The sequence below is a fragment of the Brevibacillus choshinensis genome, assembly GCF_016811915.1.
GTDB classification, from domain to species: Bacteria; Bacillota; Bacilli; order Brevibacillales; family Brevibacillaceae; genus Brevibacillus; species Brevibacillus choshinensis_A.
Genome location: NZ_CP069127.1, coordinates 2,444,612 through 2,470,957, shown reverse-complemented (window position 1 = coordinate 2,470,957; position 26,346 = coordinate 2,444,612). Strand labels below are relative to the sequence as shown.

Sequence of the window (26,346 nt, the reverse complement as noted above, 5' to 3'; positions counted from 1 at the left end):
GCAGAATTAGTATTCTACCCTTTGGTAATTCTATACCGTCTGCTCAAGAACGATGGTGATCACGGAGCGCCTTGATGTGCGTCATGATCAAATTGGTTGTTTCCTTTAACGTATCCCCACTCGATTTGGCCTCACGCAGTGCGGTGAGATCAATGGGTTTGCCGTATACGATCTTGATCGGACGGAACATTCGGTACGGGCCAATAATCGCGACAGGAATCACCTGCGCCTGCGATTTGAGCGCGAACATTGCCACACCCGGCATTCCCTCTCCTACTTCTCCGGTCTTGCTGCGCGTTCCTTCTGGGAAAATTCCTAAGATTTTTCCTTCTTCCAGCACTTTCAGCGTCGTTCGGATCGCAGCTCGATCACCCGCTCCGCGTTTGACCGGAAATGCACCGAACTTTGTGATAAGAAAACCAATGACCGGAATGCGGAAAAGCTCTTCCTTCGCCATGAAGTGCACCATTCGCTCAATTCCCGAGCCGAGAAGCGGCGGATCCCAAAGCGAGATGTGGTTGGCACAAAGAATGACTGGGCCTTCCTTAGGTATATGTTCACGCCCGATCACTTGCCATCGATAGACAAGCGAAAAAATAATCCGAAAAAATCCTCGAAACGTACGATAATAACTCACTGGGTAGACTCTCCCATTCGCTCGCAAATTTGCAAGATTTTCTCTACAACCTGATCAATGGAAATCCCTGTCGTATCCACCAAAACAGCATCTTCCGCTTGGCGCAGGGGAGCCACTTCCCTGTTCATGTCGCGATAGTCCCGCTCTTCTATTTCTTTTTCCAGGTCAGCCAGCTGTGCTTGGCTTCCTTTTGCGAGCAATTCTTTCCATCTTCTTTCTGCACGCTCCCGAATGGAAGCAGTAAGGAAAATTTTGACTTCGGCATCTGGCAGTACATGTGTGCCGATGTCTCGACCATCCATGACGACGTTGCCTTGCTTTGCCAAATTCCTCTGCAGCACCAGCATCTGTTCACGAACGGAACCGTAACTTGCCACGATGGAAGCGTACTGACTTACTTCGGGGGTACGAATCCATGCAGTCACATCGGTATCATTCCAGTACACATGCTGCTGTCCAGCTTTGCGAACCAAGCGGATCTCGTTGTTTTGTAATAGTTCGGAAACAGCTTGTTCATCGTCTATGGAAAGTTGATTATGGTGTACAGCCCATGCCAACGCACGATACATAGAACCCGTATCGATATACACGTATTCAAGCTGACTTGCAACCTTCCCTGCGACAGTACTTTTTCCTGCTCCCGCTGGTCCATCAATGGCAATGTTCATTTACATCCTCACCTGCTATGTACAGTAGTTCTGAAAGGGAATAGAAACAAGAAAAGCTTCTGTCGAAGCCCCTCAAATCCGTGTGTCTGTTTCTATGTTATCTATAATAGTACCATAGTATGGAAGCATGCGCAAACCCTCATGGGAGCCTAGAAACTCCTTCCAGCCGCTCTGTTTCAATGAGCAAAGCACGTGCAGGCACGTACTGGATGAGCATTTCTCCAATGGTGAGCATAACGGCACAAACTACAATTCCGATCATGATGCCTCTTTCCATGCGGTTAGCGAAACGTCGAAAGCGCTCGTTGTACTGGCTCGTCATCGGGGTCTCATCCTTCTGTCAGGTGTCATTCAGCTACGCCTTTTTTGCGAAGCTCCAGCTGTCTTTCATAACATGCCCGCACTACCTTTGCCCGATCCTGCTCACTGATTTGTACAAACTTGCCGGAGATCCACTGGTGCAATCCCTTTTTCTCCGCCGGCTTTTGCCTGACGACCTCCAACAACGCGTACGCGTGCTGGACTGGCCCTGTCTTATTCGGCATGGAAATCCATATGTGCACCTGATCCTTTTCTTGAAGACGGTAGCTTTCTTCACAGGTGAAAGACAATCCACCGCCGCTGATGTCCACCGTTCTCGCCAAGAAGTGATAGCGACGGATTGGATCGTCCAGTTTGACAGCAATGTCCAAGGATGAATCAATTCGCAAATAATTGCGTCTCTGTGTCCGTTGAATGCTTTCCTTTGATGGTAATTGCAAAAACAATACCGGGATGTGGTCTCTCTGTCTGCCTACGATGGAGGAATGAAACTCGTACCGGGAGCCGTCTTCTCCCACGTACCACACCTCGCACTCCTCGCCTGCTTGAAACAAGCCCGTCCGGCCCGTCTCTTCATTCGTAGGCAATTCGATGGAAGCGACCTCGTCTTTGATGTCCACGACACGACTCTTGTACGTATGAAGACGTGGATCTTCAGAGGAACCCGCAAAAGTAAGCTTAATGGTCTGACCAATTCGTGGTAGTAGCATATGAAAAATGTTCCTCCTTTATCCCCTCTCACATTTCCATTATATACCCTGATTTGTCCATACGGCAAACAGGGAAAGCCTCCATTCGAGGCCTTCCCCTGCTTTTGACACCGATTTACCGTTCTGTCTTTTCGCCCTGTCCCGTGTCCATTTTTACGACTTCTTCCTCTTCCCCCGTCAAAGCATTGATATAGATCATATACGCGTTTCCTTCAAAGCTCCCCGCCATTTCCCATGCCAGCACTTCTTTTCCGTCGTTCTTCCCTTCAATCAAGGCCAGTCGCTCGCTTGTCACCTTCACGCTCGGGTTCACTTTTTTGCGTGCTTCTTCCTTCGTCAGACGGGGCTTGGACAACATGCGCTTCTTGTGATTGAACAAGTACTCCGTAGAGTTAAATGCAGTGACTTCACCATTGTCGAGTGCTACTTCGACCGACACTGAATCTGGATAAATACGGACGCCATCCTGCATGGGGGCGAACGTGAATACAGCGCTGCGCTCGTAGCTGTCTGTTTCCGTTACCTCCATCCCATCGTAGCCGTGGTCTTTCAAGAATTTGCGCCCATGTTCTTCAGCCTGCTTCATATCCAGCTTCTCTTCCCCGACCTGGCGTTCATTCATCATCCAAACGACTTTCCCACCCCGTTTGGTTACATCCAGATTGATTGCCTGCTTTTTGTCGGGGGACAGAACCCGCACACTATATGCGGAATACTCCTGGCCTTTTCCATTTTCATCGACCTCGACGTGAGCGCCCTTCGCTTTGTCTCCCAAAAAATCGAGAGCTGCCCTCTGCGCTTCCTCCTTGGAGGTATTTTTCCCGTCAATTCCTTTGATTCGCTGCTGCTTCTTTTTATCCAAGCTTTGAATGCCCACTCCCCAATCGAGGTCCGGGTATTCCTGCACTTTCTTTTCAATCGTTTGGAAGCCGTCCACAATGGTGTTGTCTGACTTTTTGTCATCGGAAGCTAGTGCGCTCTCCACGTCCATCCAACGCAGCTGCTTGTCGAGGACATTCGTTTGCACCTTGCGCAGCTCATCTTGAATTTCCGCAGAATGCTTGTGCAGACTTTTGAGCGTTCCGTACTCCTTTTCCGTCAAAGGCTCCTTGCTCAGGTCCCTCACGGCAACACGGTAGGAGAAATCCGCTACGCGGGACAGCATTTCCTCCGTCTTATTAAATGGCATCAACGTGAGTGGCAACTGCCCCACATCGGCCTGCGCTGCATACGCGAGCCGCCACACGCTGGTCAATGTAGGAGTCATTTGCCGACGAGAATTGACCACCAATGCCTTTCCTAATTCGTCATGCAGCTTGTCTACGTGATACGTCAGGTCGTGAAACGCGCGTTGATACGAGTTTTCCGCCTTGATCAACACCGAATTTTTCTCGTTATGCTCCTGGTACCCCCACATCCCCGCTCCCACCAATGCAACCAGGGCTACGGGAAACAAGATTCGTGCTGTAGCTCCGTATACCATTTGTTTTCTTCCTCCTTTCAGCAGTTAACACATTAGCGGCAAATAAGCTTTCCAATCTCCTTGACTTGAGGCCTGCTCCAAATCCTTGGGATGTGGCTGTGGCCGGATTGAAATAGTAGGTACAGCCACGTCGGCTATCGATACAGCGGTGCTTCTTTCCTCGGCCGAGATTACCGTATGCTCCGCGAAGCCTGTCGCAATCAGGACCAAAAGAACACCTGCCAACCAGATCGTTCGTACGGCTGAATCCTCCTTGGCATGTAATGAAATCTTTGCATAGTGTTAGTGGAGGAAGTATGGATTATGCATAGGATTACGGGAGAGCCTAGTAAGCAGAAAAAAGACCGATGCAGTTTTGCATCGGCCTTTGAGGACACAGGTTATCCTTGTCCGCTTCATTCCTACGATTCATCAATACTGAAGTGCTTGTCGTTGTCACATAAGCATTGCTTAAAGCCAGTTTCTACCTGCCCTCCCGGTTCTCGACGACCGCGCAGGGTAAATTTTTCTCCACAAATGTTGCAGCGAATGGTCACTTTTGCTCGTTGGGTTTTGAACACGTCTCGTCTCCTCCTCCCACCTATTGTGGACGGGAAGATAACTTTTTAGAACCGAAATCATGCGCTCTTTGCACCTTTTTCAATCCTTGCCACCAGAGAATCAGCATGAAGGGCACAATAACCACGAGCCAGTTTTGGATCGACAGGAAGATTGCATTGTATAGGGCATGAAGAGCGATCGGCAAAGCTACGGATACCCACAGGAAGATTCGCTCTTTGCGAACTCCTTTGGAGAACTTCGCCAAACCCAGGTAATACCCCATCCACACTGCAAACAAAGCGTGGCTCGACACAGGCAGCAAGGCGCGCCAAAAGGCAATATCCAGGCCATTGATAATCAAATAGAACAGATTTTCCAAGGTGGCAAACCCGAGTGAGACTGCCACTGCATAAACGATCCCATCGTAGGGCTCATCAAATTCTACATGTTTATACGCCGTAAAATAAATGACCATCCATTTAAAGAACTCTTCAACAAATGCGGACTGGAATACTTCCGCGACAATGCCGTCCCGCCAGTTCCATTCAGTCTGCATGATGTACTGGATCACCATGATGGGGATCACCAGCAGCACCCCAAAGATAAATGACCGGATCACCATCGAAATCGGCTCCGGCTCCAAACTGTCACGCAGGTAAAAATAGCTCAAGATGGCAATGCCGGGGGCAACTGCCGCTCCGATCATAGCAATCATCTGTGTATTGCTCCTTTACACAAGGCTGATATTCATCGTACCATGAATACTGGTTGATGAAAACCCGCTACAGGAGAGAGATCATGTTGAAAAAAATATTGGTATTAAATACAGGCGGTACCATCGCCATGTCCGTGGATGCCTCTGAAGGTGTAAAGCCTCTGGACGATCAAGCCGTCAACAAAATTGTTCCCTTCCTTGAACGCTATGCCGATATCACCATGAAAAATGTCTTGAATTTACCAAGCCCACACATGACACCTGTCATCATGAACCAATTGCGTCAGCACATAGAAGAAGAGCTGGCTGCGCATTCATACGACGGTGTAGTCATCACGCACGGAACCGATACCTTGGAGGAAACCGCATACTTCCTAGACTTGACGCTCTCCCTCTCTGTTCCTGTGGTCGTGACAGGAGCCATGCGCAGCAGCAATGAGCTTGGGGCGGATGGTCCTGTCAATCTGATTTCCTCCGTCCGGGCAGCTGCAGAACCGGAAAGTGCCAACAAAGGGGTCATCGTCGTGTTCAACGATGAAATCCACGCTGCCTGCCATGTCACCAAGACGCATACCAGCAACGTAGCAACGTTCCAATCGCCCCAATACGGTCCGATCGGCACCATCGCCAAGAAGCAGGTGCATTATCATCATGCACCGATAATCCGTGAGCACTATGTCATCTCCCATGCCGACGCAAACGTGCCGTTGATCAAGGCCGTGGCGGGGATGGATCCATCGTGGCTGCAATTTTTGCTGGAACAGCCGATCGACGGTTTGGTCATCGAAGCATTCGGACTCGGCAACCTGCCTCCTGCAATCCTCCCTACGCTGAAACAGCTCTTAGCTAAGGGAGTGCCCATCGTCCTCGTCTCTCGCTGCTACAACGGGCAAGTCCAAGACGTGTACGATTATGAAGGCGGCGGCCGTCAGCTAAAAGATCTGGGCGTCATTTTCTCAAACGGCCTGAACGGTCAAAAAGCTCGCTTGAAGCTGATCGTCACCTTGCAGCAAACACGAGACTTCAAGCAATTGCAGCACTTGTTCGATCAATAAGAAACAGTCATAAAGAAACCCCTCCTTGCACTCGACAAGGAGGGGTTTTTGACTTGCGTGTATGTGGAGAACGGATGGGAATGCTTACACCCAACCGCGGAAGCGAGATGCTTCAGCCATTTTACGCGCACCCACCATGTAGGCGGACAGTCGCATGTCTACGCGGCGAGTTTGGGACAAGGAGTAAACATTCTCAAACGAACGCACCATGACTTGTTCCAATTTTGCTTCCACTTCTTCTTCTGTCCAGTAGTAGCCTTGGTTGTTTTGCACCCACTCGAAGTAAGATACAGTCACACCGCCGGCACTAGCCAGTACGTCCGGAACCAACAGAATGCCACGTTCCGTAAGAATTTTGGTCGCTTCCAGAGTTGTTGGACCGTTTGCTGCTTCGACTACGATTTGAGCCTTGATATTGTGAGCGTTTGCAGCAGTGATTTGGTTTTCAATTGCTGCAGGCACCAAAATGTCGCAATCCAGTTCAAACAGCTCTTTGTTTGTGATTGTGTTGTTGAACAGTTTGGTAACCGTTCCAAACGAGTCACGACGGTCGAGCAAATAATCGATATCCAAACCGTTCGGATCGTGCAGTGCACCGTATGCATCGGAAATTCCGACTACTTTGGCACCAGCATCGTGCATGAATTTCGCGAGGTAGCTACCTGCATTACCAAAGCCTTGGATGACCACGCGAGCACCTTTTACGTCGATGTTGCGGCGTTTTGCTGCTTCGCGGATGCAGATGGTCACACCTTTTGCCGTAGCTGTTTCACGGCCATGGGAACCACCCAAAGCGATTGGTTTACCCGTAATGAAACCAGGCGAGTCAAATTCACGGATACGGCTATATTCGTCCATCATCCATGCCATGATTTGTGAGTTCGTAAAGACGTCCGGAGCCGGAATGTCTTTTGTTGGTCCCACAAGCTGGCTGATTGCGCGAACGTAACCGCGGCTCAGTCTTTCCAGTTCACGGAAGGACATTTCACGCGGGTCGCAAATGATACCGCCTTTACCGCCACCGTATGGCAGATCGACGATACCTGCTTTGAGGCTCATCCAGATAGAAAGTGCTTTAACTTCATCCTCAGTAACTTCCGGGTGGAAACGAATGCCCCCCTTGGTCGGACCTACTGCATCGTTGTGCTGTGCACGATAGCCCGTAAACACCTTTACTTCGCCGTTATCCATGCGAACCGGAATGCGTACGGTCAAAACGCGTAGCGGCTCCTTCAAGAGTTCAAACATCGATTCTTGGTAACCTAGTTTCTCCAGTGCTTCCTTGATCACCACTTGAGTGGATTCCAGCAAGTTCATGCTCTCTTGCTTTCCAGTCCCTTGGGTGCTTTCGGTTACCACGTCTTGATTACCCATTACTTACCACCTCAAAAATGTTATCGGTAAACGCAGCCTTTAGTATACATGTTTGTCCCCTGTCTGAGAAGGTATAAAAAAACCTTTTTTCCATTTCGAAAGCGTTTTCTTCATCTCATCGGTATAATCATACAATTTCTTACCAATCGACAAAAACGTTGATATGAGTAGTCTGAATTTGCTGTACAAAAGGCAAAACATGATCGGAGTCGTACTTATAGCCTCCCCAAACGAGTCCATTTCATTACCAATTCGCAAGAGATGTGTCATAATGAGAAGCGTAATTATGGAAGTTTATTCATGGGGGTGTTTTTATGAAAAAACACGGCATTTTATTTATTTTTGCCCATCCGGATGATGAAACGTTCACATCAGGCATCACCATTTCCAAATATCACCATGAGCAATCCGCAAGCTGCTACCTTGTCACTGCCACTCGGGGTCAAGCAGGAAAACCGGGAAATCCCCCTATCTGTTCTCTTGAAGAGCTGCCGCGGGTCCGTGAACAGGAGCTCAGAGACGCTTCATCGATTCTGGGTGTATCCGCACTGGAAATCTGGGATTACGAGGACAAGAACCTGAGCTTTGTCCCCCTAGAAGAGCTGATCATCAACATTCATGAGGTCATCTCGCGCCTGCGTCCTGAGGTTGTCGTGACATTCGCTCCACATGGCATTTCCGGACATCCGGATCACAAGTCGATCTCGAATGCAACCACGCAAGCCATACACCGATTGCCTGAAAATTCGAGTGTCCGAAAGCTCTATTATGCGACTCGTGCCTCGTCCGGCACACTGACTGCCCCGCCTCCCTACACGGATTCGTACGACACCATAACCACGATTATCGATGCCCCTGCATTCAAGGAACAGGTGGCTTCTGCGCTGCGTGCCCATCGTACCCAGCACTTATCGGTAGATCGCGTGTTTCCAGGCGTGACCTCAGGAGATGCGGCGAATGTACCACCCCGCAATCACTTCATTCTCGCGTGGACGAACCTTCCAAATGTGAATGTAGAGGACAAAGAGAGCGACCTGCTTGCAGGTTTGAGGGTCTAGTCCCTGGCAAACAGACAGCAAAAGCACCTAGTTAGGTACTAGGTGCTTTTTTATAGACCCAGGCATCCCATCACTTAAAATGCCTGCATATTTCTTTAACTGCATCGTCTTCCACGACAACTTTACCGTATTCCTCCAACACGTAAATCGTGGTTGGCGTCGCTTCCCCGTACTCAGAGAGGATCGCAATCAGTTTATGGTAGCGCTCCTGGTCCAGCTCCACTTCTTCCAGCACCAAGTGATACTTGCCTTGGTAAAAATAAGCGGAACCTCCATTAGTCAACAGAGCATTTATTCGATGAGCAGCTTCGACCATATGCTCAAAATCACGGAAGGCGTAGATGATGAGGTCGCTCTCTTCAAGCGTAACTTCGAGTTCGTATACTTCTTCGTCATCGTACTCCTCTTCTTCTTTTCCGTCCTTTGAGCCGGTTTTGCCGCGAGTCACGATCACGACCATCCCCTGAGCTGGCAAGGCGAACACTTCAACGGCAACAGGCCCTGACACTTCGAAACCTAACTCATGATAAGCCTGTTCCATCATGTCGTTGAACAGTTCATGTACTTTAGGAATGTCACGCCACATGTCTTCTTTCTCTATCCCGCGCTCTGACAGGTCGTCAAACGTTAAAAAGATTCGTATTTTATCTTGACCAAGGCGTTCAACACGCATGACTGTCCCTCCTCGCCATCCAGTCGTACTACAAAATATGATTGTAAGCCTGTAAGAGTTCTCCGCATTTTCCGACGAATACCAGACAGCATTCATCCATTTTTTAAACGCAAAGGAAAATCCGAGGTAGTCCTATCATATCACATTTGTCATCTGGAACATAGCCACGCGACACCCACCGCGATACTGGGGCACATTAGCGCGCGCTGTCGATTTAGGCGAGAGAAAAGCAGACTTTGTTGGCAGCTGTCAGTTTTTGCGCTTTCCCAGGAAAAGCAAGCTCCGGTTTGCCGCTCCGCGGACGAATACCGCCACCGTCACTATCGCTGTGGGCAGAGGCATTTTAACGAATTGTATGGCCAAAAGAAAGAGGGCAAACAAACACATCGTGGCGTGCATCCAGGCATGCTCCACATGAAACGATCGAAGGTACCCATACTGATACAGGTGAAAATGGATCAAGCCAAACAAAATTCCAGATGCAAGCAAAAAAAAGAGCAGAGAGAGAAAGAGTTCAGCCGGTGAGAACAGGAGCATCGACAGCCACTCGCCTATCGTTTCGATGTGGACCGTTCTCGAAGGAAACACATGGAATGCTCCACTTCCCAGGATCCAGGCAAGCGCTCCTACCAGCAGGCTTCTTCCCATGACGACCATTGGAAACGTTCCTCCTGCGAGTCGTTCTTCCTCCCCATACTATTGAACCCTGCTAGTTCGGGTTCCTGGGCCAAAAGAAAAACGCCGTCTAGCGGCGCTCTGACTGATCTTGTTCACGTAAGCGTTTTTGAATCCAGATGGCGGCCAGCGCTCCATCTCCCATGGCTATGGCCACTTGCTGCGAATGCAAGGTAATGTCCCCTACAGCCCAGAGATTAGGATGGTCTGTTTCTTTAGTCCGCGGATTGGTGAGGACATGTCCTTTTTCATTGAGCTGTACAGAAAAGGGTTCTAAAAGGCTTGTCTGCACCTTCGCACCGGGAAACGATAAAAATGCCCGGTTCACCTCCAGACGGTCCCCAGAAGCCAGGATGAGACCGCGCAGCCTGCCCTCTACATGCAGCAGCTGGTCCACAGTCTGGTCCACAAGCGAATACCCTTTTCGGGAGATTTCTTCCCTTATCTCGGGTTCCACAGGGCTCTTTGCGTGATTGACAAGGAAGATCTTCGAGGTATAAAACGAAAGCTCATCAGCCATCTCCATTGCTTGCGGAAACGCACCGATCACTGCCGTGTTTTGCTCAACAGATTCGAAGCCGTCACAGTCCGGGCAAAGAAAGGTGGAGGTTCCCAGACATTCCTGAATCCCGGGAATCGTGGGAAAAGGATCGCGAATGCCTGTCGCAAGGACGAGCGTCCGTGTTTGCAGCGGAGCATGTCCGTCTTTCGTATGTACGAAAAAGCTATGATCGGGATTTCCTTCCAGACGAGTCACTTCGTCCTCAATAAGGATCGCGCCGTATTTTACAGCCTGCTCCCTGCCGATCTTGCGCAAGCCTTCTCCACTGATCCCATCCGGGAACCCCAGTACATTGCGGTAAGCTTTCGCCACAGTCGACCTGCCCCCTGGAATGTCCACAACTGCAACACGGCGCAAGCTTCTCGCCAGCTGGATGGCTGTCTGCAAGCCGCCAATCCCTCCACCCACGATGATCGTATCGTATCTCACAAACACTCTCCATCCGTCGTCTGCCATTTTCCCATAGCATTACCCGGAAAACGCCAGACGATTACTTGGAGATTGGCACCATCACGACTGTTCCTGCTGTCAGTTGGGCTTCGAGGGACATTCCATTGTAATTAGCAATTCGCGCCACACTGGAGTTGTTGCCGTAGTATTTGCGGGATAGCATATAGAGCGTCTCCCCCTTTTGCACCACATGCTTGACTGCCTTTGGCTTTTCTGACGCCTTAGCTATTGGGGCTTCCGCCTTTCTCGCATCGGTCACAGGCTTGCTTACAGAAGTCGTTTTCCCGGTCGCTTCCTTTATTCCCGCTTGCTTGGGGGGCGCAGAGCCCACAATCTGCACAGCCGATGGAGCAGCTGCTGTAGAAGGAGCAGCTTCAGCCGATGGCTTTGTCGTTGGCGGCTCCGTTACGGAAGGAGCCGGCTGTGCTGGTTGCCTGGCAGCTGCTGGGAGAGCGGCAGTAGTCTGTTCCGAAGCAGGTGCACCCTGCACATCCGTCGGCTTCTCGGCATTTACCACTGGGGTGCCTTCCGCAGCGGAGGGGTGAGTCATTTTCGCCTGGTACAATTCGATACCAATCAATCCGAAAAACAGGGCACCGAACAGAACCAAGCCAGATTGTAATAGCTTTTTCAGCGAAACCGGGCTTCTTGTTTGCTTTTTTCGGGAGCCACGAGGCGGCAATCCTGTCGGTTCGATAGTCACTGTTCCTCCCCCTTTCCTTTCTTTAGCGTGTACTGAAGGTAAAAAGCCAGCAGCAAATCAATCGCAATATGCGCGAAAATCGAAGGCCAAAGCGTCCCCTCCCGCTGAAACAGCCAGCCTAATAATAGACTGGTAAGGAAGACGCTGATAAACAGGAGCGGCTTTTTCAGATAGCGGACGTGAATCACTGTGAAAATGACACTCGTCCAAACGTTTCCAACGAATGACTGGACGACACCGCGGAACAGCCATTCTTCCCCGACTCCAACCGAAATGCATACGAGCGTCGTCATCCATGGGGATAGATTGCCAAAGACCATTTCATTCACGGATCCATCATCCTGCCAGCTGCTCGGCAGATAACGGTCCATCGCAATACTGGCGAGCACAATCAAAAGGGCAACACCTGCCGCCATTCCGATGCCGTGCCAGCCTGGCGGGACAAACAGTTCTCTTGTTCCGTTTACTCCATGAAAAAAGAAACTGCTACCTGCAGCAATCGCCAGTACCAAGCCTTGTGTCAGCCAGAGATTTAACCGTAGATTAGCTTCATCCATCTCTTGCCCACTGTCCTTCACTGGTATTTTCCTCCTTTAGTTTTTCGGCAAAAGATACTCCAACGCCTGCCTCAAATCCCAAGAGTTTTCGAGATTCTTTCCATGCGCAACTGAGGATTTCCCCTCGTAAGCTTGTTTCTCCAAGCCGCAGCGCGAGCAGCAGTACAAGGAATACGCAGTCTGATCTTCGCCGAAATAGCGATTCAGCTTCTTGCGCAAGCAATCATCCGTTCCTTCTACATAAGACAGCATTTCGAACAGCTTTTGTTTCTTCAACCGTTTGCGCTTTTCCGTCTGTTCCCAAATTCTCCTCACATGATCCTGCATTTCCTCTGTCGTCGCTGCCACTTCTGCGGATAATCCTGCTTGTTCAGTGTAAAACGTAAGAAGCTGAACCATTTCTTCTGTCAGGTCGACTGCCGCCAAAGCTTCACTCCCGGGTTTGTCCTTCGCCGTTTGGGCCCATTGGTAAAATTGCATGACCTGCAATTGCGTCGGGTATTCTTTCTCCACCATGTGCTGGTGAATCTGCAAGTCCTCGCTTACGTGAAAGAGAACGGCATATCCCGGTCCTCCATCTCGGCCGACACGTCCGATTTCCTGGGCGTACGCCTCCATGCTGGCAGGCATCTGATAATGGATCACGTAACGAATATTGGGCTTGTCAATCCCCATGCCAAATGCATTGGTCGCGATGATCACATCCAGTTCGTCTGCCAAAAACTGCGATTGTATGAGGACCCTCTCCATGCTCTCCATCCCGCCATGATAGCCGTGAATCCTTTTGCTACCCTCCAGCTGATACGAGGCAACGAGGACTTCGACTGCTTGGCGTGTGCTGCAATAAACGATACCCGGACCCTCCAGCTCGTCCATCATTCTCAGCACTTGCTCCCTGCGCTCGCCCTCGTCTGGCGCAGCAATCAGATCTAGGGCGATGTTTGCCCGATTGAGCGCCTGTACGATCATGTCGCTGGATTCGATCTGGAAGAGCTTCCCGATTTCATGGCGGACATCCGCAGTAGCTGTTGCAGTGACCGCAAGCACGGTCGGATTTCCCAATTGCCGGATCGCGTCCGGAAGCCGTAAATAATCCGTGCGAAAATCGTGACCCCATTGGGAAATACAATGCGCTTCATCAATCGCAACCAGCGAAACTCCCACGCGTTTTAGCACTGCTTGAACGTAGGGCTGCTGGAGTTTTTCGGGAGACACATACAAGAGCTTGTACGCTCCATTCGCAAGCTCTCGCAGCACATCCCGCGATTCACTGTAATCCTGGGAGCTATTCAGATAGGTCGCAGGGATTTTTCTGCGCGTGCGCAGTTGCTGTACTTGATCCATCATGAGCGAAATGAGCGGCGATACCACTACCGTGATTCCCGGCAAAAGCAAGGCAGGCAGCTGGTACGTGATGGATTTCCCGCCGCCCGTCGCGAGAATCGCCAGCACATTCCTTCCTTCCATTACACGCGAGATGATGTCTTCCTGGCCTGGTCGAAACGAGCTATGACCAAAATGAGCCTGCAAATTATCCAGCAGCTGCTCATTCATCCGCCGCACCTCCTTGTCTGCGCGCCAACGCCAGACGAATTTGCAAATAGGAGACACCTGTCCCCAGCTGATCCTTGATCAAGCGCAGCCTGCTCGTCTGCAGCGCTTCACTCACTCGCATAATTTGCGCTCCCAGCTGTGGATCCAGATACGAGCGACAGTCCCACTCCGGGCATCGGAGTGCAATTTCTGCCAGATGATCCTCGACTGTACTCACCTTGACATTTCTTGACTTGGCAATCTGCTCGACGCCCCATCCTTTCTGGATCAACGCATAGGTGCGTGCCGCGCTCTCCGTTAAGCGTGTATCCAGCCTGTCTGCTTGACTGACAAGACGAGAAAGATAAGGAAAGTGCGCTTTCTCACCCTCCAGCCGCTGAACCGACTGAGCGAGACCGTAGCGAAATTTCAGGAGCAGATGGGCTGCGAGCTCGTTTTGCTGCATCGCTAGCTGGCTCAAGGTTTTTCCCACTTGAGCTGCACCAGACAGCTGTCTGACCAAAAGTGCTTGGACTTCCGCTGGAAAAGGGCTCCAGAGATGATAAAGCTCTTCTCTCAGGAAGCGTTTCCACTGGTCTCGATCGGAAGAGCCTGCAACTTGCGCTTTTACCCACTGCTGGATTTTTTTATCTGACACGACTGGCAAAAATCCCATATCTTCTGCGAGAATCTGGGAAATGGTTTGCACGAGCAAATGCAGACGCTGCCAAAACAGCTCCATTCTCGCAGCCATGGTGGAATCCGTGAACGGAGCTAGCCAAAGATCGAGCTGAAATTGAGTTCTCCATTCCCTCGCCTGATCTCTTCCTTTTTCGGTTACGAGAAATGACGGTTTTCCGTTTGCAGCCGTCACTTCCAGATGCTCAATGAGGGCACCCTGCAACAAAGTTGAAACAATTTTATCCCAATCCTCTTTTGAAAAACGGGGAAACATCCGATAATACGGATAAAGGTGGTACAAATGTATATCTTGCAGAGTCTGGTTTGCCCTCCTGCCTCGCAGAATGTAGTAAGCTGCCTGGAGCGTTCGCTCATTGGCAAGAGGAATCAAGGCGTTTAAGGCGACAGCGCAATAGAAATCCTGTGCCGTAATGCTCCGATTGTTCATTGGTACTCCTTTAACTGATCTATCTATTATTCATTGGCAGCAATTTTCATTTGGGGGAGTTTTATGACAAAACGATTGAAAAAATCAGAATTTATGATGGCTTATATGATCATCATATCACTTGCTTGCTCGGTTGGTGGATTTTTTTTCGGCGCCCATTACATGAAATCACAGATCGAATCCGAGCGCGCAGCGGCACTGGAAACACAGCAAAAAGAAGCCGCCAAAGACAAGCTGTTAAAAGAGCAAAAGCTCTATAACGAGCAAGACTTCATCCGTTTTTACTACGCTCTTTACGCACCGCTGCTCGAATTGAAGGAAGCTCATTTTGACCTGATGGCGAAATGGCCTTCCCTGGAAAAAGGTGAACAGTCCGATTCGCTGAAGCAACTGACAAAGACGGCTGAGCAAACCTTGAAAGCCTTGGAAAAGGAAGTCCCTCTTCCCACTTCTCCCATGCTGGTGCAAGCACACGCGAATTTTACGAACAGCGTACGGGCTTATTTGGATAGTATGGAGCAGGTTCGATCCGATCAGAATAGTAATGCCCTCACCCCAGCTGCCATCACCACTCGCTTGACTCTTTCCCAAAACAGCTGGCTGACGGCGCAAGAAATGATGTATCACGCCATTGCAGCCTGGGAATCGGCATACGTAGTGAAGCAGCCATTGCCGAAATCATTGCCACAGACGGTGAGCACCGCTCAATGGAAGCAATATCCCTTCCATTACCGTACATTTTTGGCGGCTGCGGTCATGTCTGCTAATAAGCAATGGAAAAGCTACAATCCGGAAGACGTGACTGCAAGGATCGATAAATTGGTCGGCACCAATGAAGCCCAATCATTGGGGATCCAAGACGTTGGCAGTGCTGTCCGTCTGTTGAACGCTACAGATGCCATTCATCCGGGTGACTTTAAGCAAATGAGCGGCAGTCTCTACTCCAAGTTGCAAGCTCCCGAAATCCCGCTTTACAAGTAGTCGTACATTTTTAGACTGATTCAATCTTGAAATCTTTTGAGCAAGAGCATACAATGGTCTATGATAGTGGACGTACCACTTCGTAATGGGAGGTGAAACCACGATGACAACATGGGTAGATAAAGATACTTGCATTGCTTGCGGCGCCTGTGGAGCAACTGCTCCTGACGTATTTGACTACGACGATGAAGGCTTGGCCTTCAACAAGCTGGACGACAATGCAAACAGCGTTGAAATCCCGGATATCCTTCAAGACGACGTTCGCGACGCCGCAGAAGGATGCCCAACTGATTCTATCAAAGTGGAATAGTCATTCCATTTACATGGAAAGAAAACCTCTCTGCACCCCGTGCACGAGAGGTTTTTCAGTTTCTTCACAATCAATAGTGAACGGATGATCAGCATTTTTCCGTTTCCACTTTTCTTCTTTTTCGATACAATAAAAGTGCCTGAAAACCCGAACATTAAAATCCCCTTTTCCCACTTTTTGTGAGATGAATATCTTAACGTTCGTATTTTGGTCATTTCAAGTCGTTTGGCCCTTTTGAATTAACCTTTATTTACGAACGATAAACATTTTTTTAAAAGCAATGTTCTCTTTTTCCGTTTTTTGTGCTTGACGTTACCCTTTTTGCCGTGATATCGTAAGTACAAATCTTACGAGACACATAATCAAACAGCGATGACGAAGAAACGCTGTGTAAACGGAAACCCTCAGAGAGCCGATGGTAGCTGCGAATCGGCGGTTCCCCACACAGATAAGCACTTCCGAGCTGTTGCGTCGAATATCTTGATTCAGTAGGCGCGAACGGTAGATCCGTTATCTCTTTAGGTCACGTACCTAGCAAGGCTCTTCTTTGAGAAAAGAAGGGTAAATGAGGGTGGCACCGCGAAGCAAAGCCTCTCGTCCCTCACTGTTCTGTAATAGGAGCAGTGTGGGAACGGGAGGTTTTTTATATGCTTTCTTCACTTGACCACGCTGATGCGTCTAAGTGTGAAAGTCCTACATCGCATTCATATTTAGGAGGAGAGAGAACATGTTTACTGACAAACAGATCTTGCGAATTCCAGGTCCTACGCCTATCCCACCTCGCGTGCAACAAGCGATGAACCAACCGATGATGGGACACCGCAGCGGAAAATTCTCTGCATTGTTTGCTCGCACGGCTGAGCGTTTGAAACCTTACTTCGGAACTCAGCAAGACGTGTACATTATCGCAGGCAGCGGAACCAGCGCTCTGGAAATGGGCGTTGTCAATACACTTCAACCTGGTGATGAAGCAGCTATTCTCGTCAGCGGCAATTTCGGCGAAAGATTTGCAAAAATTTGTGAGCGTTACGGCGTGGTCGCCCACCGTCTCGAGGTTCCTTGGGGCGAAGCGGTAACACCAGAGAAGCTGGACGCATTCCTGAAGGAAAAGCCACAGGTAAAAGCTGTGTTTGCGACTTACTGCGAGACATCGACTGGCGTGCAAAACCCGATTGCTGAACTGGCTCAAGTCATCCGCAAGCAGTCTGATGCCCTGTTCATCGTGGATGCCGTGAGCTGCCTGGGCGCTGTTCCATGCGAAATGGATGCCTGGGGTGTAGACATCGTCGTGACCGGTTCCCAAAAGGCTTTCATGCTCCCTACCGGCCTTGCTTTCCTGGCAGCCAGCGAGCGTGCCTGGAGCGTGATCGATAACAACAAGTCCCTTGCGTTTTACCTGGATCTCAAAGCGTACCGCAAAAGCATGAAGGACCAAACAACGCCATATACTCCAGCTGTATCGCTGATTTTCGGCCTCGCCGAAGTCCTCGACATCTTGGAGGAAGAAGGCCTGGATGCCATCGTGAAGCGCCACGAGCTGATGCGTGACATGACTCGCGCCGCGATGAGAGCCCTGAACATCAAGCTGATGGCTGAAGATGCCTACGCAGCAACTACCGTTACTTCCTGCGACCCGCAAGGCGCTTTCGACGCAGAGGCCATGCGCAAAGCATTGACCAAGCACTACAACATTTCGATTGCTGGCGGACAGCAGCACCTCAAAGGGAAAATCTTCCGCATTGGCCACATGGGATACTGCGAGCCGCTCGATGTTCTGCAAGTGATCGCTGCCATCGAAATGTCGCTCCACAAAATTGGCGCTCCAGTAGAACTGGGTGCCGGTGTAAAAGCTGCTCAGGAGGTGCTCATCGCACATGCATAAAGTACTGATTACAGACCCGCTTAGCGAATTCGGAATTCAACAATTGCTGGACGCTCCAGATGTAGAAGTCGTCCGCAAAACGGACCTCTCCCCTACCGATCTGCTCGTAGAGATTGCCGATTACGACGCGCTGCTCGTGCGCAGCCAAACACAAGTGACTGCGGAAGTTCTGGCTGCAGGCAAGAAGCTGAAAGCAGTGGGACGTGCCGGTGTTGGCGTAGACAATATCGATATCAATGCAGCGACACAAGCGGGGATCCCTGTCATCAACGCTCCAGACGGGAATACCATCTCCACTGCGGAGCATTCCTTTGCCATGCTGATGGCCGTCGCCCGCAATATCCCGCAAGCTCACAAGAAGCTCGTGGATGGCACCTGGGATCGCAAAAGCTTCCAAGGTGTCGAGCTGAACAACAAGGTCCTCGGCATTCTCGGTATGGGCCGTATCGGCTCTGAAGTAGCCAAACGTGCAAAAGCATTCGGTATGACCGTCATGGGCTTCGACCCGTTCCTGACCGAAGAGCGCGCGCAAAAAATGGGTGTCACCAATGCAACTGTAGATGAGATCTGCCGCAGCGCTGATTTCATTACCGTGCACACACCATTGACCAAGGAAACTCGCCACATCATCAGCTCCCGCGAGTTTGCGAAAATGAAGGACGGCGTTCGGATCATCAACTGCGCCCGCGGTGGAATTATCGACGAGAAGGCCCTGTACGAAGCAATCACAACAGGAAAGGTAGCAGGTGCCGCTCTCGACGTATACGAAGTCGAACCGCCAGTAGACAATCCACTGGTCGGTCATCCAAGAGTCGTTACGGCTCCTCACCTGGGTGCATCTACCATCGAGGCGCAAGAAAACGTGGCGGTAGACGTATCTGAGGAAATCCTCAAGGTATTGCGCGGCCAACCGTTCAAAAACGCGGTAAACCTGCCTTCCATCCCTGCTCACGTGATGGAAAAGGTGCAGCCATACTTCACTCTCGGTGAAAAATTGGGTCACTTCCTGGCTCAGGTGACCGTTGGATCGATTTCCGAGGTGGAAATCAAGTACAGCGGCGAATTGACAGATGTCGATACATCGCCTCTGACTCGGACTGTATTGAAAGGTGTTCTCTCCTTCCGCCTCGGCGAAGAAGTGAACTTCGTCAACGCTCCTTTGCTGGCAAAAGTTCGCGACATTACCGTTACCGAGCAAAAAGCTGCTCAGAACAAGGGCTTTACGAATTTGCTGACCGTCACTTTGAAAACAACGCAAGAAACGCGTTCCGTAGCGGGTACCAGATTGAACGGATATGGCGCACGCATCGTGAAAATTGATGATTATGCCATTGACGTTGCTCCGGAAGGCTACCTGCTCTACATTCACCACAACGACCGTCCAGGGGTAATCGGGCGCGTCGGCTCCATCCTCGGGGAAAACAGCGTGAACATCGCTACGATGCAGGTGGGTCGCCGTGACGTTGGTGGAGATGCGATCATGATGCTGTCCGTCGATAAACCGTTGACGGCTGAGCTGCTGGACACGATGGGCGATTTGGCAGAAGTGAAAAGCGTCACGCAAATCGAGCTGTAAGATTGCTATTCATACCAGCGCGAAAAGACCCGGCCTAAAAACCGGGTCTTTTCCTTTACCCTTTTTTTCCTTATGGATATAATAGGACAAGACAACTTTGCAGCTTTGCATGAGAAAGGAGCTTACTATGACGAACCAGGCGTTATTCGCCATCGGCATCTTTTTAGTAACCTACGCATTCATTATCAGTGAAAAACTCCACCGCACCATTGTGGCGATGTCCGGCGGAATCCTCATGGTCCTGTTTGGGATCGTATCCCAGGAGCAAGCGATCCATCACATTGATTTCAACACCCTGGGATTGCTCATCGGAATGATGATCCTGGTCGCGGTTACCGCTCAGACTGGAGTTTTCAAGTATGTCGCCATCCGTGCGGCGAAGGCAGCCAAGGGGCAACCGATCCGCATCCTGGTCTACCTCAGTATTATTACTGCAGTCGCGTCCGCATTTCTGGACAATGTGACGACTGTATTGTTGATTGTGCCTGTCACCTTCAGCATCGCACGGCAGCTGCAATTGAACCCGATCCCTTTCTTGATTAGTGAGATTATTGCATCAAATGCGGGCGGGACCGCCACCTTGATTGGGGATCCTCCCAACATCATGATCGGCAGCGCGGTGCCTGAGCTGGACTTCATGGCCTTTATGGTGAATCTGGCTCCTGTCGTTATTGTGATTATGGCAGTGACGATCCTCTGTTTCGTTCTCATTTACCGCAAGCAGCTGGTAACTTCACCAGAGCTGAGCGCCAAGATCATGCAGCTGAATGAGCGGGATGAGATCACGGATACCGTTTTGCTGAAAAAGTCGCTGACCGTCATGGCCTTGACCATCATCGGGTTTATGCTGCACGGTGCCCTTCATCTGGAATCCGCGACCATCGCACTTACTGGCGCATTCCTCTTGCTCTTGTTAACCGGCGAGCATTACTTGGAAGATGCCATCAGCAAGGTCGAATGGAATACCATCTTCTTCTTTATCGGGTTGTTCGTTCTGGTATCTGGCCTGGTTGAAACCGGTGTCATCGCCAAGCTGGCAGGCGAAGCGATCAAGCTGACGGGTGGAGATCCGTTGCATACCTCTCTCCTCATCCTATGGCTGAGTGCGATTGCATCGGCATTTGTCGATAATATCCCATTCGTCGCCACCATGATCCCTATGATCAAAGAAATGGGAGCTCTCGGTATCACCAATCTGGAGCCGCTATGGTGGAGCCTCGCGCTCGGGGCATGTCTGGGTGGTAACGGTACGCTGATCGGCGCCAGTGCAAACGTCATCGTTGCCGGTCTGGCTTCCAAGGAAGGCTTCAATATCAGCTTTATGGGCTTCCTGAAAGTCGCTTTTCCATTGATGATCATCTCCATCATCATCTCTCATCTGTACGTGTACCTACGATATTTTATCTGGTAAGGAGGAATGCGAATGCTGCACTACACATTTGACGAAGGCTTGATCGACATAAAAGAGATCGTCAATCCAGCTGATACGGCCTATCAGATTGTGGTCAAATCCGAAGACATGCGCAAGCGCCTGAAGCAAGTCCGCTCGTACTTCGATGAAAACAAAGATTATACGGATGTCCTGTTTTACTCCCACGAAGACGGAAGCTATGAAGTCATCGTGCGGAAAGACATGATTCCCGCTTTTTTAATGCATGCTTTTCGTTTCCAATGCCTGAAATCGCTTCAGTGGAACTAGCGCTGCCAGAATCGAAAAAGACTCCGCCGATACACTTCGGTGGAGTCTTCTTCGTTACTGTTTTATTCCAGGATCGAAAGGATGTCTCTGACATCATCGAGAATGTAATCCGCTTTCACTTCTTCAAACTTGGCGCGAGCCTCTTGCCCGGACAAGCCAGTGAGGGTGGCAGCGAATTTACAGCCGATCGAACGTGCAGCCAGGAAGTCTGCCGGGGAGTCCCCTACGATCAGCACTTCTTCCCCGTTCGCGATCGGCAGGGAGAAGCTGAAGACTTCACTGTTTGGCGCAGACAAGCCGAGCAAGCCTTTTACGTAGGAGAATGGATGAGGCTTGGACATCGGCGCAAAGTCTGGATACTCCTCTTCCGCTTCCAGTACGTGAGAGGCGGTTACCACACGATTCGGATCAAACCATTCGAGTACGTTCATTTCTGTCAGCGGAACATGCGTTTCGATGGTTGGACGTCCGGTTCCAATTCCCAGCGTGTAGCCTTTTTCTTTCAGAGTCCGGAACAGATCGATCATCTCCGCGGGAGGGACGATTGGAATTTCGTCGGTCAGGAAGCCTTTTTTACCCGTTTGCATGGTTTCGCGGCCGATGGAAGCTGCTACCCGCTCATCACCGAGGTACCATTCCTGGAATGTTTCTTGACAGAGCTGCCACAAATCACTGTTGCGGGAGAACATTTCTGTATCGACCCGACAACGTTCTTTGGCGACTTGGTTCAGGTACAGCAGCATTTCAGCCTTTTGCGCGGTGCCTTTGGCAAAATCAGGTGTGAAAGAAGCGTAATCTACTGTGAAGTCAGCCGCATGGGAAGCGCCCCACTCTCTCAGCTTTGCAAGCTCTTCACGTCCAATTTGCCCGCTGAGCAGACTGGTGACCTCTGATCCCAGCTGCGGCTCCAAAGCCTCCGCCAGACGTATCAGTTGATACGAGAAAGCTAGGAACACCATGTCCCAGTTGGAATTGATTCCGCGTGCTTTGATCAGATTCAAAGCTTCATCTTTTGCAAACACCTCTTCACGCACCCGGCGAATGTCAGACTCTACCGGTGCGGGCGTAAAAGAATCAGCTTTCAGACCCAGGTACTGCGGGCTGTACAGCATTTCCCAGACAGTCAAGGCAGATGCATCAAAGTAGCGCTCTTCACTGAGCATAACCCCGTCAACGTCAAAAAGAATGGTCTTGATCATCTCTCTCTACACTCCTGTTTGTTTTCGTATGCAGCGACAACGCAATGGTGAATGTCGTTCCCTCTCCCACTTTGCTCTGCACACTGATTGTCCCGCCGTGCGCTTCGACGAGGTTCTTGGCAATGGCCAGACCGAGACCTGTGCCTCCTACCCGACCGCGCGTCCGGGCTTTGTCGGCTTTGTAAAAGCGTTCAAAAACAAACGGCAGATCTTCCTGAGGGATACCGCTGCCCGTATCGCTGATTTCAAGCAGCAGCGTCTTGTCGCCACGAGCTCGAATAGTCACGCTTCCTTTGCTTGGCGTATGCCGTAGAGCATTGTCAATGAGATTGGTCAACACTTGTTCCATACGATCAGGATCAATGTTTACCGTACTGTGAGAGGTTGACATCTCCAGAAGCAGATTGATATCCCGCTCCCTCGCCAAATTCGTAAACTTGCGCTGTATTCGTTCCATATACGGACGCAGCTCAAGCGTTTCCCGGAACAGCTCCACATGTCCCGCTTCCATCCTCGCCAGACTCAGCAGCTCATTGACGAGCTTGGTCATCCGGACAGATTCATCATAAATGATTTGAGCCAGTTCTTTATGCTCTTCTGGAGTTGCGACAATATCGTCGACGATCGCCTCGCTGTACCCCTGCAGCATGGAGAGAGGCGTTCGAAGTTCATGGGAGACATTCGCTACGAAATCGTTGCGCATCTTATCCAGCTTGCGTTCCTGCGTCATGTCGCGCAAAGCGGCAACTGCGCCGCGAATTTGCTCCCGGTCGTTTACGGGCACCATGACAAGGGTCCAGATTCTTCCCTGCAGCGGGATGTCTTCCGTCACTTCCTGTCCGGTCTGCACGACCTGCTGATAGATATCATACAGCGGCACTTGCTCATCCGAATACTGGAATTTCCAATCTCGCAAAAACCGCTCTGCCGGTGGATTCGTCAGGGCAATCTTGCCTTCCGCATCCAGCATCACGACACCATCCACCATACTGCGCAGGACAATCGCCAGCTGTTCTTTCTCTTTGGACAAAGCATCCACCAGTTGATTGAGCCGAGTTGCCATCGTGTTGAAAGATGCTGCCAGCTCCCCGAGCTCGTCGGTTGTGCGAATCGGAATCTCGGCATGAAAGTCCCCTTCTGCAATCCGGTGGGCGGTTTCCTTCATCTGGCGTAACGGGATCGTAATTCTCGAGGAGAGGAAGAATGCAAATACCGTAGTGGATACAAATGCGATCACACCGACGACGAAAATCAGAAACCGGACTTCATTCACCGTATCATCAAAATCTTCGATCGCCTGATACATGACGACTGACCCCTGCTTCCCAGCCGAATATTCCATGGGCACTGCCACCGCGATTATCTGCACGCTTGTATTCGGGTTCTTTTGATCGCCAGTACCTACCGGCAAGTAAAGACGCTCTGGAGCAGGGTGCTTACCGGCTAATGCATCCTGGACCCTTAGCTCTGGTGATTCCAGCAGTACATTGACCGGTATGTCCGGAAGACCTTTTCCCTCACTCTTTCCCATCACGTTCTTTCTTTCGTCCAAGACGATCATTCCCGTATGATGCACGACTCCAAAGGTAGCCGCCATCTCCAATGCGCCCTCGCTATTCTCGCTGGCAGACAACCCGCTGGACAAGCCCTCTGCCAACTCCTGCAGATTTTTCGTCTGCCTGTTCGAGTAGAAGCTGTCGAAGGATTGGACTATGAGCAAGCTAAAAATCGTCAGGACCAGCGCAAACAAGGCGATAATCGTCATCCATAGCTTTCCTACTACGCTGCGAAAAAAGACGTCCACTTATTTAGGCACCTCTAGTTTGTAGCCGACGCCCCACACAGTCGCAATCATGTTTGCAGCCTGAGGGGAAACGCGGTTTAATTTTTCGCGCAAACGCTTGATGTGTGTATCTACCGTACGCAAATCGCCGAAAAACTCGTAATGCCATACATCCTTGAGCAGCTCCTCACGCGTGAACACTTTATCGGGTGAGAGTGCCAGGTAATGCAGCAGTTCGTATTCTTTTGGCGTCAGGCTCACTTCTTGCCCGCTAGCGATGACTTTATGCGCATCGTGATCGATCGTCAATTCAGGGAAAACGAGCACCGAGTGACTGTTGAAGGTCTCGGTTTTTAAATAAGCGGTAGCCGAAGAGCGACGCAGGATCGCTTTCACACGATACATCACTTCGCGCGGACTGAACGGTTTCACGACATAGTCATCTACCCCGGCTTCAAATCCATGCACGCGATTGGTCTCTTCCCCTTTTGCTGTCAGCATGACAATCGGGGTAGCTTTGAATTCGCGGATGCGTTGACAGACTTCGATACCATCCATGCCTGGAAGCATTAAGTCGAGCAAAATGATGTCGTAATCGCTGCCTACGGCCATTTCGACTGCCTGTTCTCCATTATCCGCCTCATCGATCAGGAAGTTTTCTCTTTCCAAATACATTTTCAGCAGACGGCGGATGCGTTCTTCATCATCCACTACCAGGATCCGTGCCATTTTCTCCATGCTCAACACCTCTTAGCCCTTTGATTTCTTATAACCGATGGAAGATAGTCCAAAAAGCTGGTCGTAAAACCAGCTTTTTACGGATTCATTACACACCTGCGTATGAGTGCAAACCGGCAATCACCAGATTGACTACGACAAGTGTAATCAAGATGATAACAAAGCCAATGACGGACATCCAAGCTGACTTGGCGCCAACCCACCCGCGCGAGAGACGCAAGTGCAAGTAGGCACTGTAGAACAGCCAGACGATGAGTGCCCATACCTCTTTCGGGTCCCAGCCCCAGAAGCGGCCCCATGCTTCCTGTGCCCAGATCATGGCAAAAATCAGTGCACCCAGTGTGAATACGGGATAGCCGATACTGATTGCACGATAGCTGATTTCATCCAAAAGCTCGGGCTCAATTCCCTCGACGGAAGGCTGAATGACGGCTCCCAGACGTTTGCGGAAGATCAGCCGCAATACTCCGTACAGCACGACTCCCGCGACCACGGACCACAGCATGGTGTTTAGCTTGCGGGCTGCGTCCTTTCCTTCCATCCAAGTCGGAGCGGTAAACAGCGGATTCATCGGTCCTTGCTGGATGACAGTGGCATCCGCTGGAGCGACGATGGCAGGCATCGTGTACTCCACCTGCGGCTTTTCCATTTGCCCCATCGCATTTTGCATTTCCTTATTCATTTGAAATACTGTTTTTTGATCCATACGGGCAAATGTCGATTCCATTCCGATGAATCCTACGAGCATCAACACGACAGCGAGCACGACTTCGAGCCACTTTGTGCTTTTCGTGGATACGACTTGGGGCACCGTGCGGATCAGATACATCAAGCCAGCGGCGAAGCCTACTGCCAAAATCCCTTCTCCCAGCGCCGCCGTCGTCACATGAATATGCAGCCAATAGCTTTGCAGGGACGGAATCAGCGGAGTTACGTCTTTCGGGAACACATAGGAGTAAGCCAGCATGATGACTCCCAGTGGCAATACGAATGCCCCGATCACGGTCAGCTTGTATATCCTGTAAATAATGAGATAGGCAAGAATAATACAGAAGTCCAGGAATGCCATGAACTCAAACATGTTACTGGTCGGGCTGTGTCCTCCGCCGATCCAGCGAGTCACTACGTATCCTGTCTGAGCGATAAAGCCAATCACCGCCAACCAGTAGGCGATTCGTCCATAACGTGTTTCATGTTGCTTGGGGTCGCGCCCCGCCCAGTTCTTCCCCGTCATAGCAACGACGAATACAATGGACGAGAGCACGTAGAGCAGAAACGCAATATCCAATAACCAGTCACTCAATTGGATGAACTGCACGTCTTGTGTCCCTCCTT

27 protein-coding genes and 1 other annotated feature are annotated in these 26,346 nt (G+C 50.5%); of the genes, 8 read left to right on the top strand and 19 right to left on the bottom strand.

What is annotated here, in order from left to right; all coding sequences use genetic code 11:
• Positions 1–43 precede the first annotated feature (43 nt).
• The 7 genes from JNE38_RS12630 to prsW form a co-directional block, all read right to left on the bottom strand.
• Complete coding sequence (locus JNE38_RS12630; RefSeq protein ID WP_203356866.1) at positions 44–637, bottom strand: lysophospholipid acyltransferase family protein; 594 nt, start codon at positions 635–637, stop codon at positions 44–46.
• On the bottom strand, positions 634–1,305 hold the full coding sequence (gene cmk, locus JNE38_RS12625; RefSeq protein WP_203356865.1) for a (d)CMP kinase: 672 nt from the start codon (positions 1,303–1,305) through the stop codon (positions 634–636). Before cmk ends, JNE38_RS12630 begins: the two co-directional genes overlap by 4 nt.
• Positions 1,306–1,444: 139 nt before the next feature.
• On the bottom strand, positions 1,445–1,627 hold the full coding sequence (locus JNE38_RS12620) for a hypothetical protein (protein ID WP_203356864.1): 183 nt from the start codon (positions 1,625–1,627) through the stop codon (positions 1,445–1,447).
• Positions 1,628–1,652: 25 nt separating this feature from the next.
• Entirely contained in the window at positions 1,653–2,336 is a 684-nt protein-coding gene (locus JNE38_RS12615) for a flagellar brake protein (RefSeq protein WP_203356863.1), read from the bottom strand.
• A gap of 115 nt (positions 2,337–2,451) precedes the next feature.
• Positions 2,452–3,819, bottom strand: a complete 1,368-nt coding sequence (gene ypeB, locus JNE38_RS12610; protein WP_203356862.1) for a germination protein YpeB — start codon at positions 3,817–3,819, stop codon at positions 2,452–2,454.
• Positions 3,820–4,220: 401 nt separating this feature from the next.
• Positions 4,221–4,379 carry a hypothetical protein gene (locus JNE38_RS12605; protein WP_203356861.1) on the bottom strand — a complete coding sequence of 53 codons (159 nt, stop codon included), beginning with the start codon at positions 4,377–4,379 and terminating at the stop codon, positions 4,221–4,223.
• Between the two features lie 20 nt (positions 4,380–4,399).
• Entirely contained in the window at positions 4,400–5,074 is a 675-nt protein-coding gene (gene prsW / locus JNE38_RS12600) for a glutamic-type intramembrane protease PrsW (protein WP_203356860.1), read from the bottom strand.
• A gap of 83 nt (positions 5,075–5,157) precedes the next feature.
• On the opposite strand from prsW, the gene JNE38_RS12595 reads away from it, so the two are divergent.
• Entirely contained in the window at positions 5,158–6,129 is a 972-nt protein-coding gene (locus JNE38_RS12595) for an asparaginase (RefSeq protein ID WP_275296702.1), read from the top strand.
• Positions 6,130–6,213: 84 nt separating this feature from the next.
• Here JNE38_RS12595 and JNE38_RS12590 read toward each other — a convergent pair whose 3' ends face one another.
• The gene (locus JNE38_RS12590) at positions 6,214–7,446 is read right to left on the bottom strand and encodes a Glu/Leu/Phe/Val family dehydrogenase (protein WP_428993726.1); all 1,233 of its coding nucleotides are present in this window, start codon (positions 7,444–7,446) and stop codon (positions 6,214–6,216) included.
• 371 nt (positions 7,447–7,817) lie between these two features.
• Here JNE38_RS12590 and JNE38_RS12585 point away from each other — a divergent pair, with 371 nt between their 5' ends.
• On the top strand, positions 7,818–8,561 hold the full coding sequence (locus tag JNE38_RS12585; protein WP_203356858.1) for a PIG-L deacetylase family protein: 744 nt from the start codon (positions 7,818–7,820) through the stop codon (positions 8,559–8,561).
• A gap of 70 nt (positions 8,562–8,631) precedes the next feature.
• Here JNE38_RS12585 and JNE38_RS12580 read toward each other — a convergent pair whose 3' ends face one another.
• From JNE38_RS12580 to JNE38_RS12550, 7 genes are all read right to left on the bottom strand, one after another.
• On the bottom strand, positions 8,632–9,234 hold the full coding sequence (locus tag JNE38_RS12580) for a genetic competence negative regulator (RefSeq protein WP_203356857.1): 603 nt from the start codon (positions 9,232–9,234) through the stop codon (positions 8,632–8,634).
• Positions 9,235–9,483: 249 nt separating this feature from the next.
• The gene (locus JNE38_RS12575) at positions 9,484–9,891 is read right to left on the bottom strand and encodes a hypothetical protein (RefSeq protein WP_203356856.1); all 408 of its coding nucleotides are present in this window, start codon (positions 9,889–9,891) and stop codon (positions 9,484–9,486) included.
• An 88-nt stretch (positions 9,892–9,979) separates the two neighbouring features.
• Entirely contained in the window at positions 9,980–10,900 is a 921-nt protein-coding gene (locus JNE38_RS12570) for an NAD(P)/FAD-dependent oxidoreductase (RefSeq protein ID WP_343071617.1), read from the bottom strand.
• Positions 10,901–10,961: 61 nt separating this feature from the next.
• Positions 10,962–11,624, bottom strand: coding sequence for a LysM peptidoglycan-binding domain-containing protein (locus JNE38_RS12565; RefSeq protein ID WP_203356855.1), 663 nt, complete (start codon positions 11,622–11,624; stop codon positions 10,962–10,964).
• Positions 11,621–12,202: a CPBP family intramembrane glutamic endopeptidase gene (locus JNE38_RS12560; protein WP_203356854.1), complete on the bottom strand. Its 582-nt coding sequence runs from the start codon at positions 12,200–12,202 to the stop codon at positions 11,621–11,623. The genes JNE38_RS12565 and JNE38_RS12560 overlap by 4 nt, the downstream gene beginning before the upstream one ends.
• 15 nt (positions 12,203–12,217) lie before the next feature.
• Complete coding sequence (locus JNE38_RS12555) at positions 12,218–13,735, bottom strand: RecQ family ATP-dependent DNA helicase (protein ID WP_203356853.1); 1,518 nt, start codon at positions 13,733–13,735, stop codon at positions 12,218–12,220.
• Positions 13,728–14,843 carry a YpbB family protein gene (locus JNE38_RS12550; RefSeq protein ID WP_203356852.1) on the bottom strand — a complete coding sequence of 372 codons (1,116 nt, stop codon included), beginning with the start codon at positions 14,841–14,843 and terminating at the stop codon, positions 13,728–13,730. Before JNE38_RS12550 ends, JNE38_RS12555 begins: the two co-directional genes overlap by 8 nt.
• Positions 14,844–14,906: 63 nt before the next feature.
• Here JNE38_RS12550 and JNE38_RS12545 point away from each other — a divergent pair, with 63 nt between their 5' ends.
• From JNE38_RS12545 to JNE38_RS12520, 6 genes are all read left to right on the top strand, one after another.
• On the top strand, positions 14,907–15,824 hold the full coding sequence (locus JNE38_RS12545) for a hypothetical protein (protein ID WP_203356851.1): 918 nt from the start codon (positions 14,907–14,909) through the stop codon (positions 15,822–15,824).
• A 103-nt stretch (positions 15,825–15,927) separates the two neighbouring features.
• Entirely contained in the window at positions 15,928–16,134 is a 207-nt protein-coding gene (locus JNE38_RS12540; protein WP_031305339.1) for a ferredoxin, read from the top strand.
• 363 nt (positions 16,135–16,497) lie between these two features.
• Positions 16,498–16,739: a binding site (T-box leader), on the top strand.
• Between the two features lie 122 nt (positions 16,740–16,861).
• Positions 16,862–18,016, top strand: coding sequence for a pyridoxal-phosphate-dependent aminotransferase family protein (locus JNE38_RS12535; RefSeq protein ID WP_203356850.1), 1,155 nt, complete (start codon positions 16,862–16,864; stop codon positions 18,014–18,016).
• Positions 18,009–19,592, top strand: coding sequence for a phosphoglycerate dehydrogenase (gene serA, locus JNE38_RS12530; protein ID WP_203356849.1), 1,584 nt, complete (start codon positions 18,009–18,011; stop codon positions 19,590–19,592). Before JNE38_RS12535 ends, serA begins: the two co-directional genes overlap by 8 nt.
• Positions 19,593–19,719: 127 nt before the next feature.
• Positions 19,720–21,003: an ArsB/NhaD family transporter gene (locus JNE38_RS12525; RefSeq protein WP_203356848.1), complete on the top strand. Its 1,284-nt coding sequence runs from the start codon at positions 19,720–19,722 to the stop codon at positions 21,001–21,003.
• A gap of 12 nt (positions 21,004–21,015) precedes the next feature.
• Positions 21,016–21,291, top strand: coding sequence for a hypothetical protein (locus JNE38_RS12520; RefSeq protein WP_203356847.1), 276 nt, complete (start codon positions 21,016–21,018; stop codon positions 21,289–21,291).
• A gap of 62 nt (positions 21,292–21,353) precedes the next feature.
• Here JNE38_RS12520 and JNE38_RS12515 read toward each other — a convergent pair whose 3' ends face one another.
• The 4 genes from JNE38_RS12515 to ccsB form a co-directional block, all read right to left on the bottom strand.
• Positions 21,354–22,490: an HAD family hydrolase gene (locus JNE38_RS12515; RefSeq protein WP_203356846.1), complete on the bottom strand. Its 1,137-nt coding sequence runs from the start codon at positions 22,488–22,490 to the stop codon at positions 21,354–21,356.
• Positions 22,468–24,294 (bottom strand): ATP-binding protein, encoded by a 1,827-nt coding sequence (locus JNE38_RS12510; protein WP_203356845.1) that lies wholly within the window; start codon positions 24,292–24,294, stop codon positions 22,468–22,470. The genes JNE38_RS12515 and JNE38_RS12510 overlap by 23 nt, the downstream gene beginning before the upstream one ends.
• Positions 24,295–25,011, bottom strand: coding sequence for a response regulator transcription factor (locus JNE38_RS12505; RefSeq protein WP_203356844.1), 717 nt, complete (start codon positions 25,009–25,011; stop codon positions 24,295–24,297).
• Positions 25,012–25,099: 88 nt separating this feature from the next.
• Entirely contained in the window at positions 25,100–26,329 is a 1,230-nt protein-coding gene (gene ccsB / locus JNE38_RS12500; protein ID WP_203356843.1) for a c-type cytochrome biogenesis protein CcsB, read from the bottom strand.
• Positions 26,330–26,346 lie beyond the last annotated feature (17 nt).

What these genes read in the sequence shown, in the direction of transcription:
- JNE38_RS12515 (WP_203356846.1), bottom strand. Translation starts at nt 22,490, where the DNA reads ATGATCAAGACCATTCTTTTTGACGTTGACGGGGTTATGCTCAGTGAA.
- cmk (WP_203356865.1), bottom strand. Translation starts at nt 1,305, where the DNA reads ATGAACATTGCCATTGATGGACCAGCGGGAGCAGGAAAAAGTACTGTC.
- JNE38_RS12540 (WP_031305339.1), top strand. Translation starts at nt 15,928, where the DNA reads ATGACAACATGGGTAGATAAAGATACTTGCATTGCTTGCGGCGCCTGT.
- JNE38_RS12550 (WP_203356852.1), bottom strand. Translation starts at nt 14,843, where the DNA reads ATGAACAATCGGAGCATTACGGCACAGGATTTCTATTGCGCTGTCGCC.
- serA (WP_203356849.1), top strand. Translation starts at nt 18,009, where the DNA reads ATGCATAAAGTACTGATTACAGACCCGCTTAGCGAATTCGGAATTCAA.
- JNE38_RS12525 (WP_203356848.1), top strand. Translation starts at nt 19,720, where the DNA reads ATGACGAACCAGGCGTTATTCGCCATCGGCATCTTTTTAGTAACCTAC.
- JNE38_RS12545 (WP_203356851.1), top strand. Translation starts at nt 14,907, where the DNA reads ATGACAAAACGATTGAAAAAATCAGAATTTATGATGGCTTATATGATC.
- JNE38_RS12555 (WP_203356853.1), bottom strand. Translation starts at nt 13,735, where the DNA reads ATGAATGAGCAGCTGCTGGATAATTTGCAGGCTCATTTTGGTCATAGC.
- JNE38_RS12520 (WP_203356847.1), top strand. Translation starts at nt 21,016, where the DNA reads ATGCTGCACTACACATTTGACGAAGGCTTGATCGACATAAAAGAGATC.
- JNE38_RS12615 (WP_203356863.1), bottom strand. Translation starts at nt 2,336, where the DNA reads ATGCTACTACCACGAATTGGTCAGACCATTAAGCTTACTTTTGCGGGT.
- prsW (WP_203356860.1), bottom strand. Translation starts at nt 5,074, where the DNA reads ATGATTGCTATGATCGGAGCGGCAGTTGCCCCCGGCATTGCCATCTTG.
- JNE38_RS12535 (WP_203356850.1), top strand. Translation starts at nt 16,862, where the DNA reads ATGTTTACTGACAAACAGATCTTGCGAATTCCAGGTCCTACGCCTATC.
- ypeB (WP_203356862.1), bottom strand. Translation starts at nt 3,819, where the DNA reads ATGGTATACGGAGCTACAGCACGAATCTTGTTTCCCGTAGCCCTGGTT.
- JNE38_RS12575 (WP_203356856.1), bottom strand. Translation starts at nt 9,891, where the DNA reads ATGGTCGTCATGGGAAGAAGCCTGCTGGTAGGAGCGCTTGCCTGGATC.
- JNE38_RS12505 (WP_203356844.1), bottom strand. Translation starts at nt 25,011, where the DNA reads ATGGAGAAAATGGCACGGATCCTGGTAGTGGATGATGAAGAACGCATC.
- JNE38_RS12590 (WP_428993726.1), bottom strand. Translation starts at nt 7,446, where the DNA reads ATGAACTTGCTGGAATCCACTCAAGTGGTGATCAAGGAAGCACTGGAG.
- JNE38_RS12585 (WP_203356858.1), top strand. Translation starts at nt 7,818, where the DNA reads ATGAAAAAACACGGCATTTTATTTATTTTTGCCCATCCGGATGATGAA.
- JNE38_RS12580 (WP_203356857.1), bottom strand. Translation starts at nt 9,234, where the DNA reads ATGCGTGTTGAACGCCTTGGTCAAGATAAAATACGAATCTTTTTAACG.
- JNE38_RS12620 (WP_203356864.1), bottom strand. Translation starts at nt 1,627, where the DNA reads ATGACGAGCCAGTACAACGAGCGCTTTCGACGTTTCGCTAACCGCATG.
- JNE38_RS12595 (WP_275296702.1), top strand. Translation starts at nt 5,158, where the DNA reads ATGTTGAAAAAAATATTGGTATTAAATACAGGCGGTACCATCGCCATG.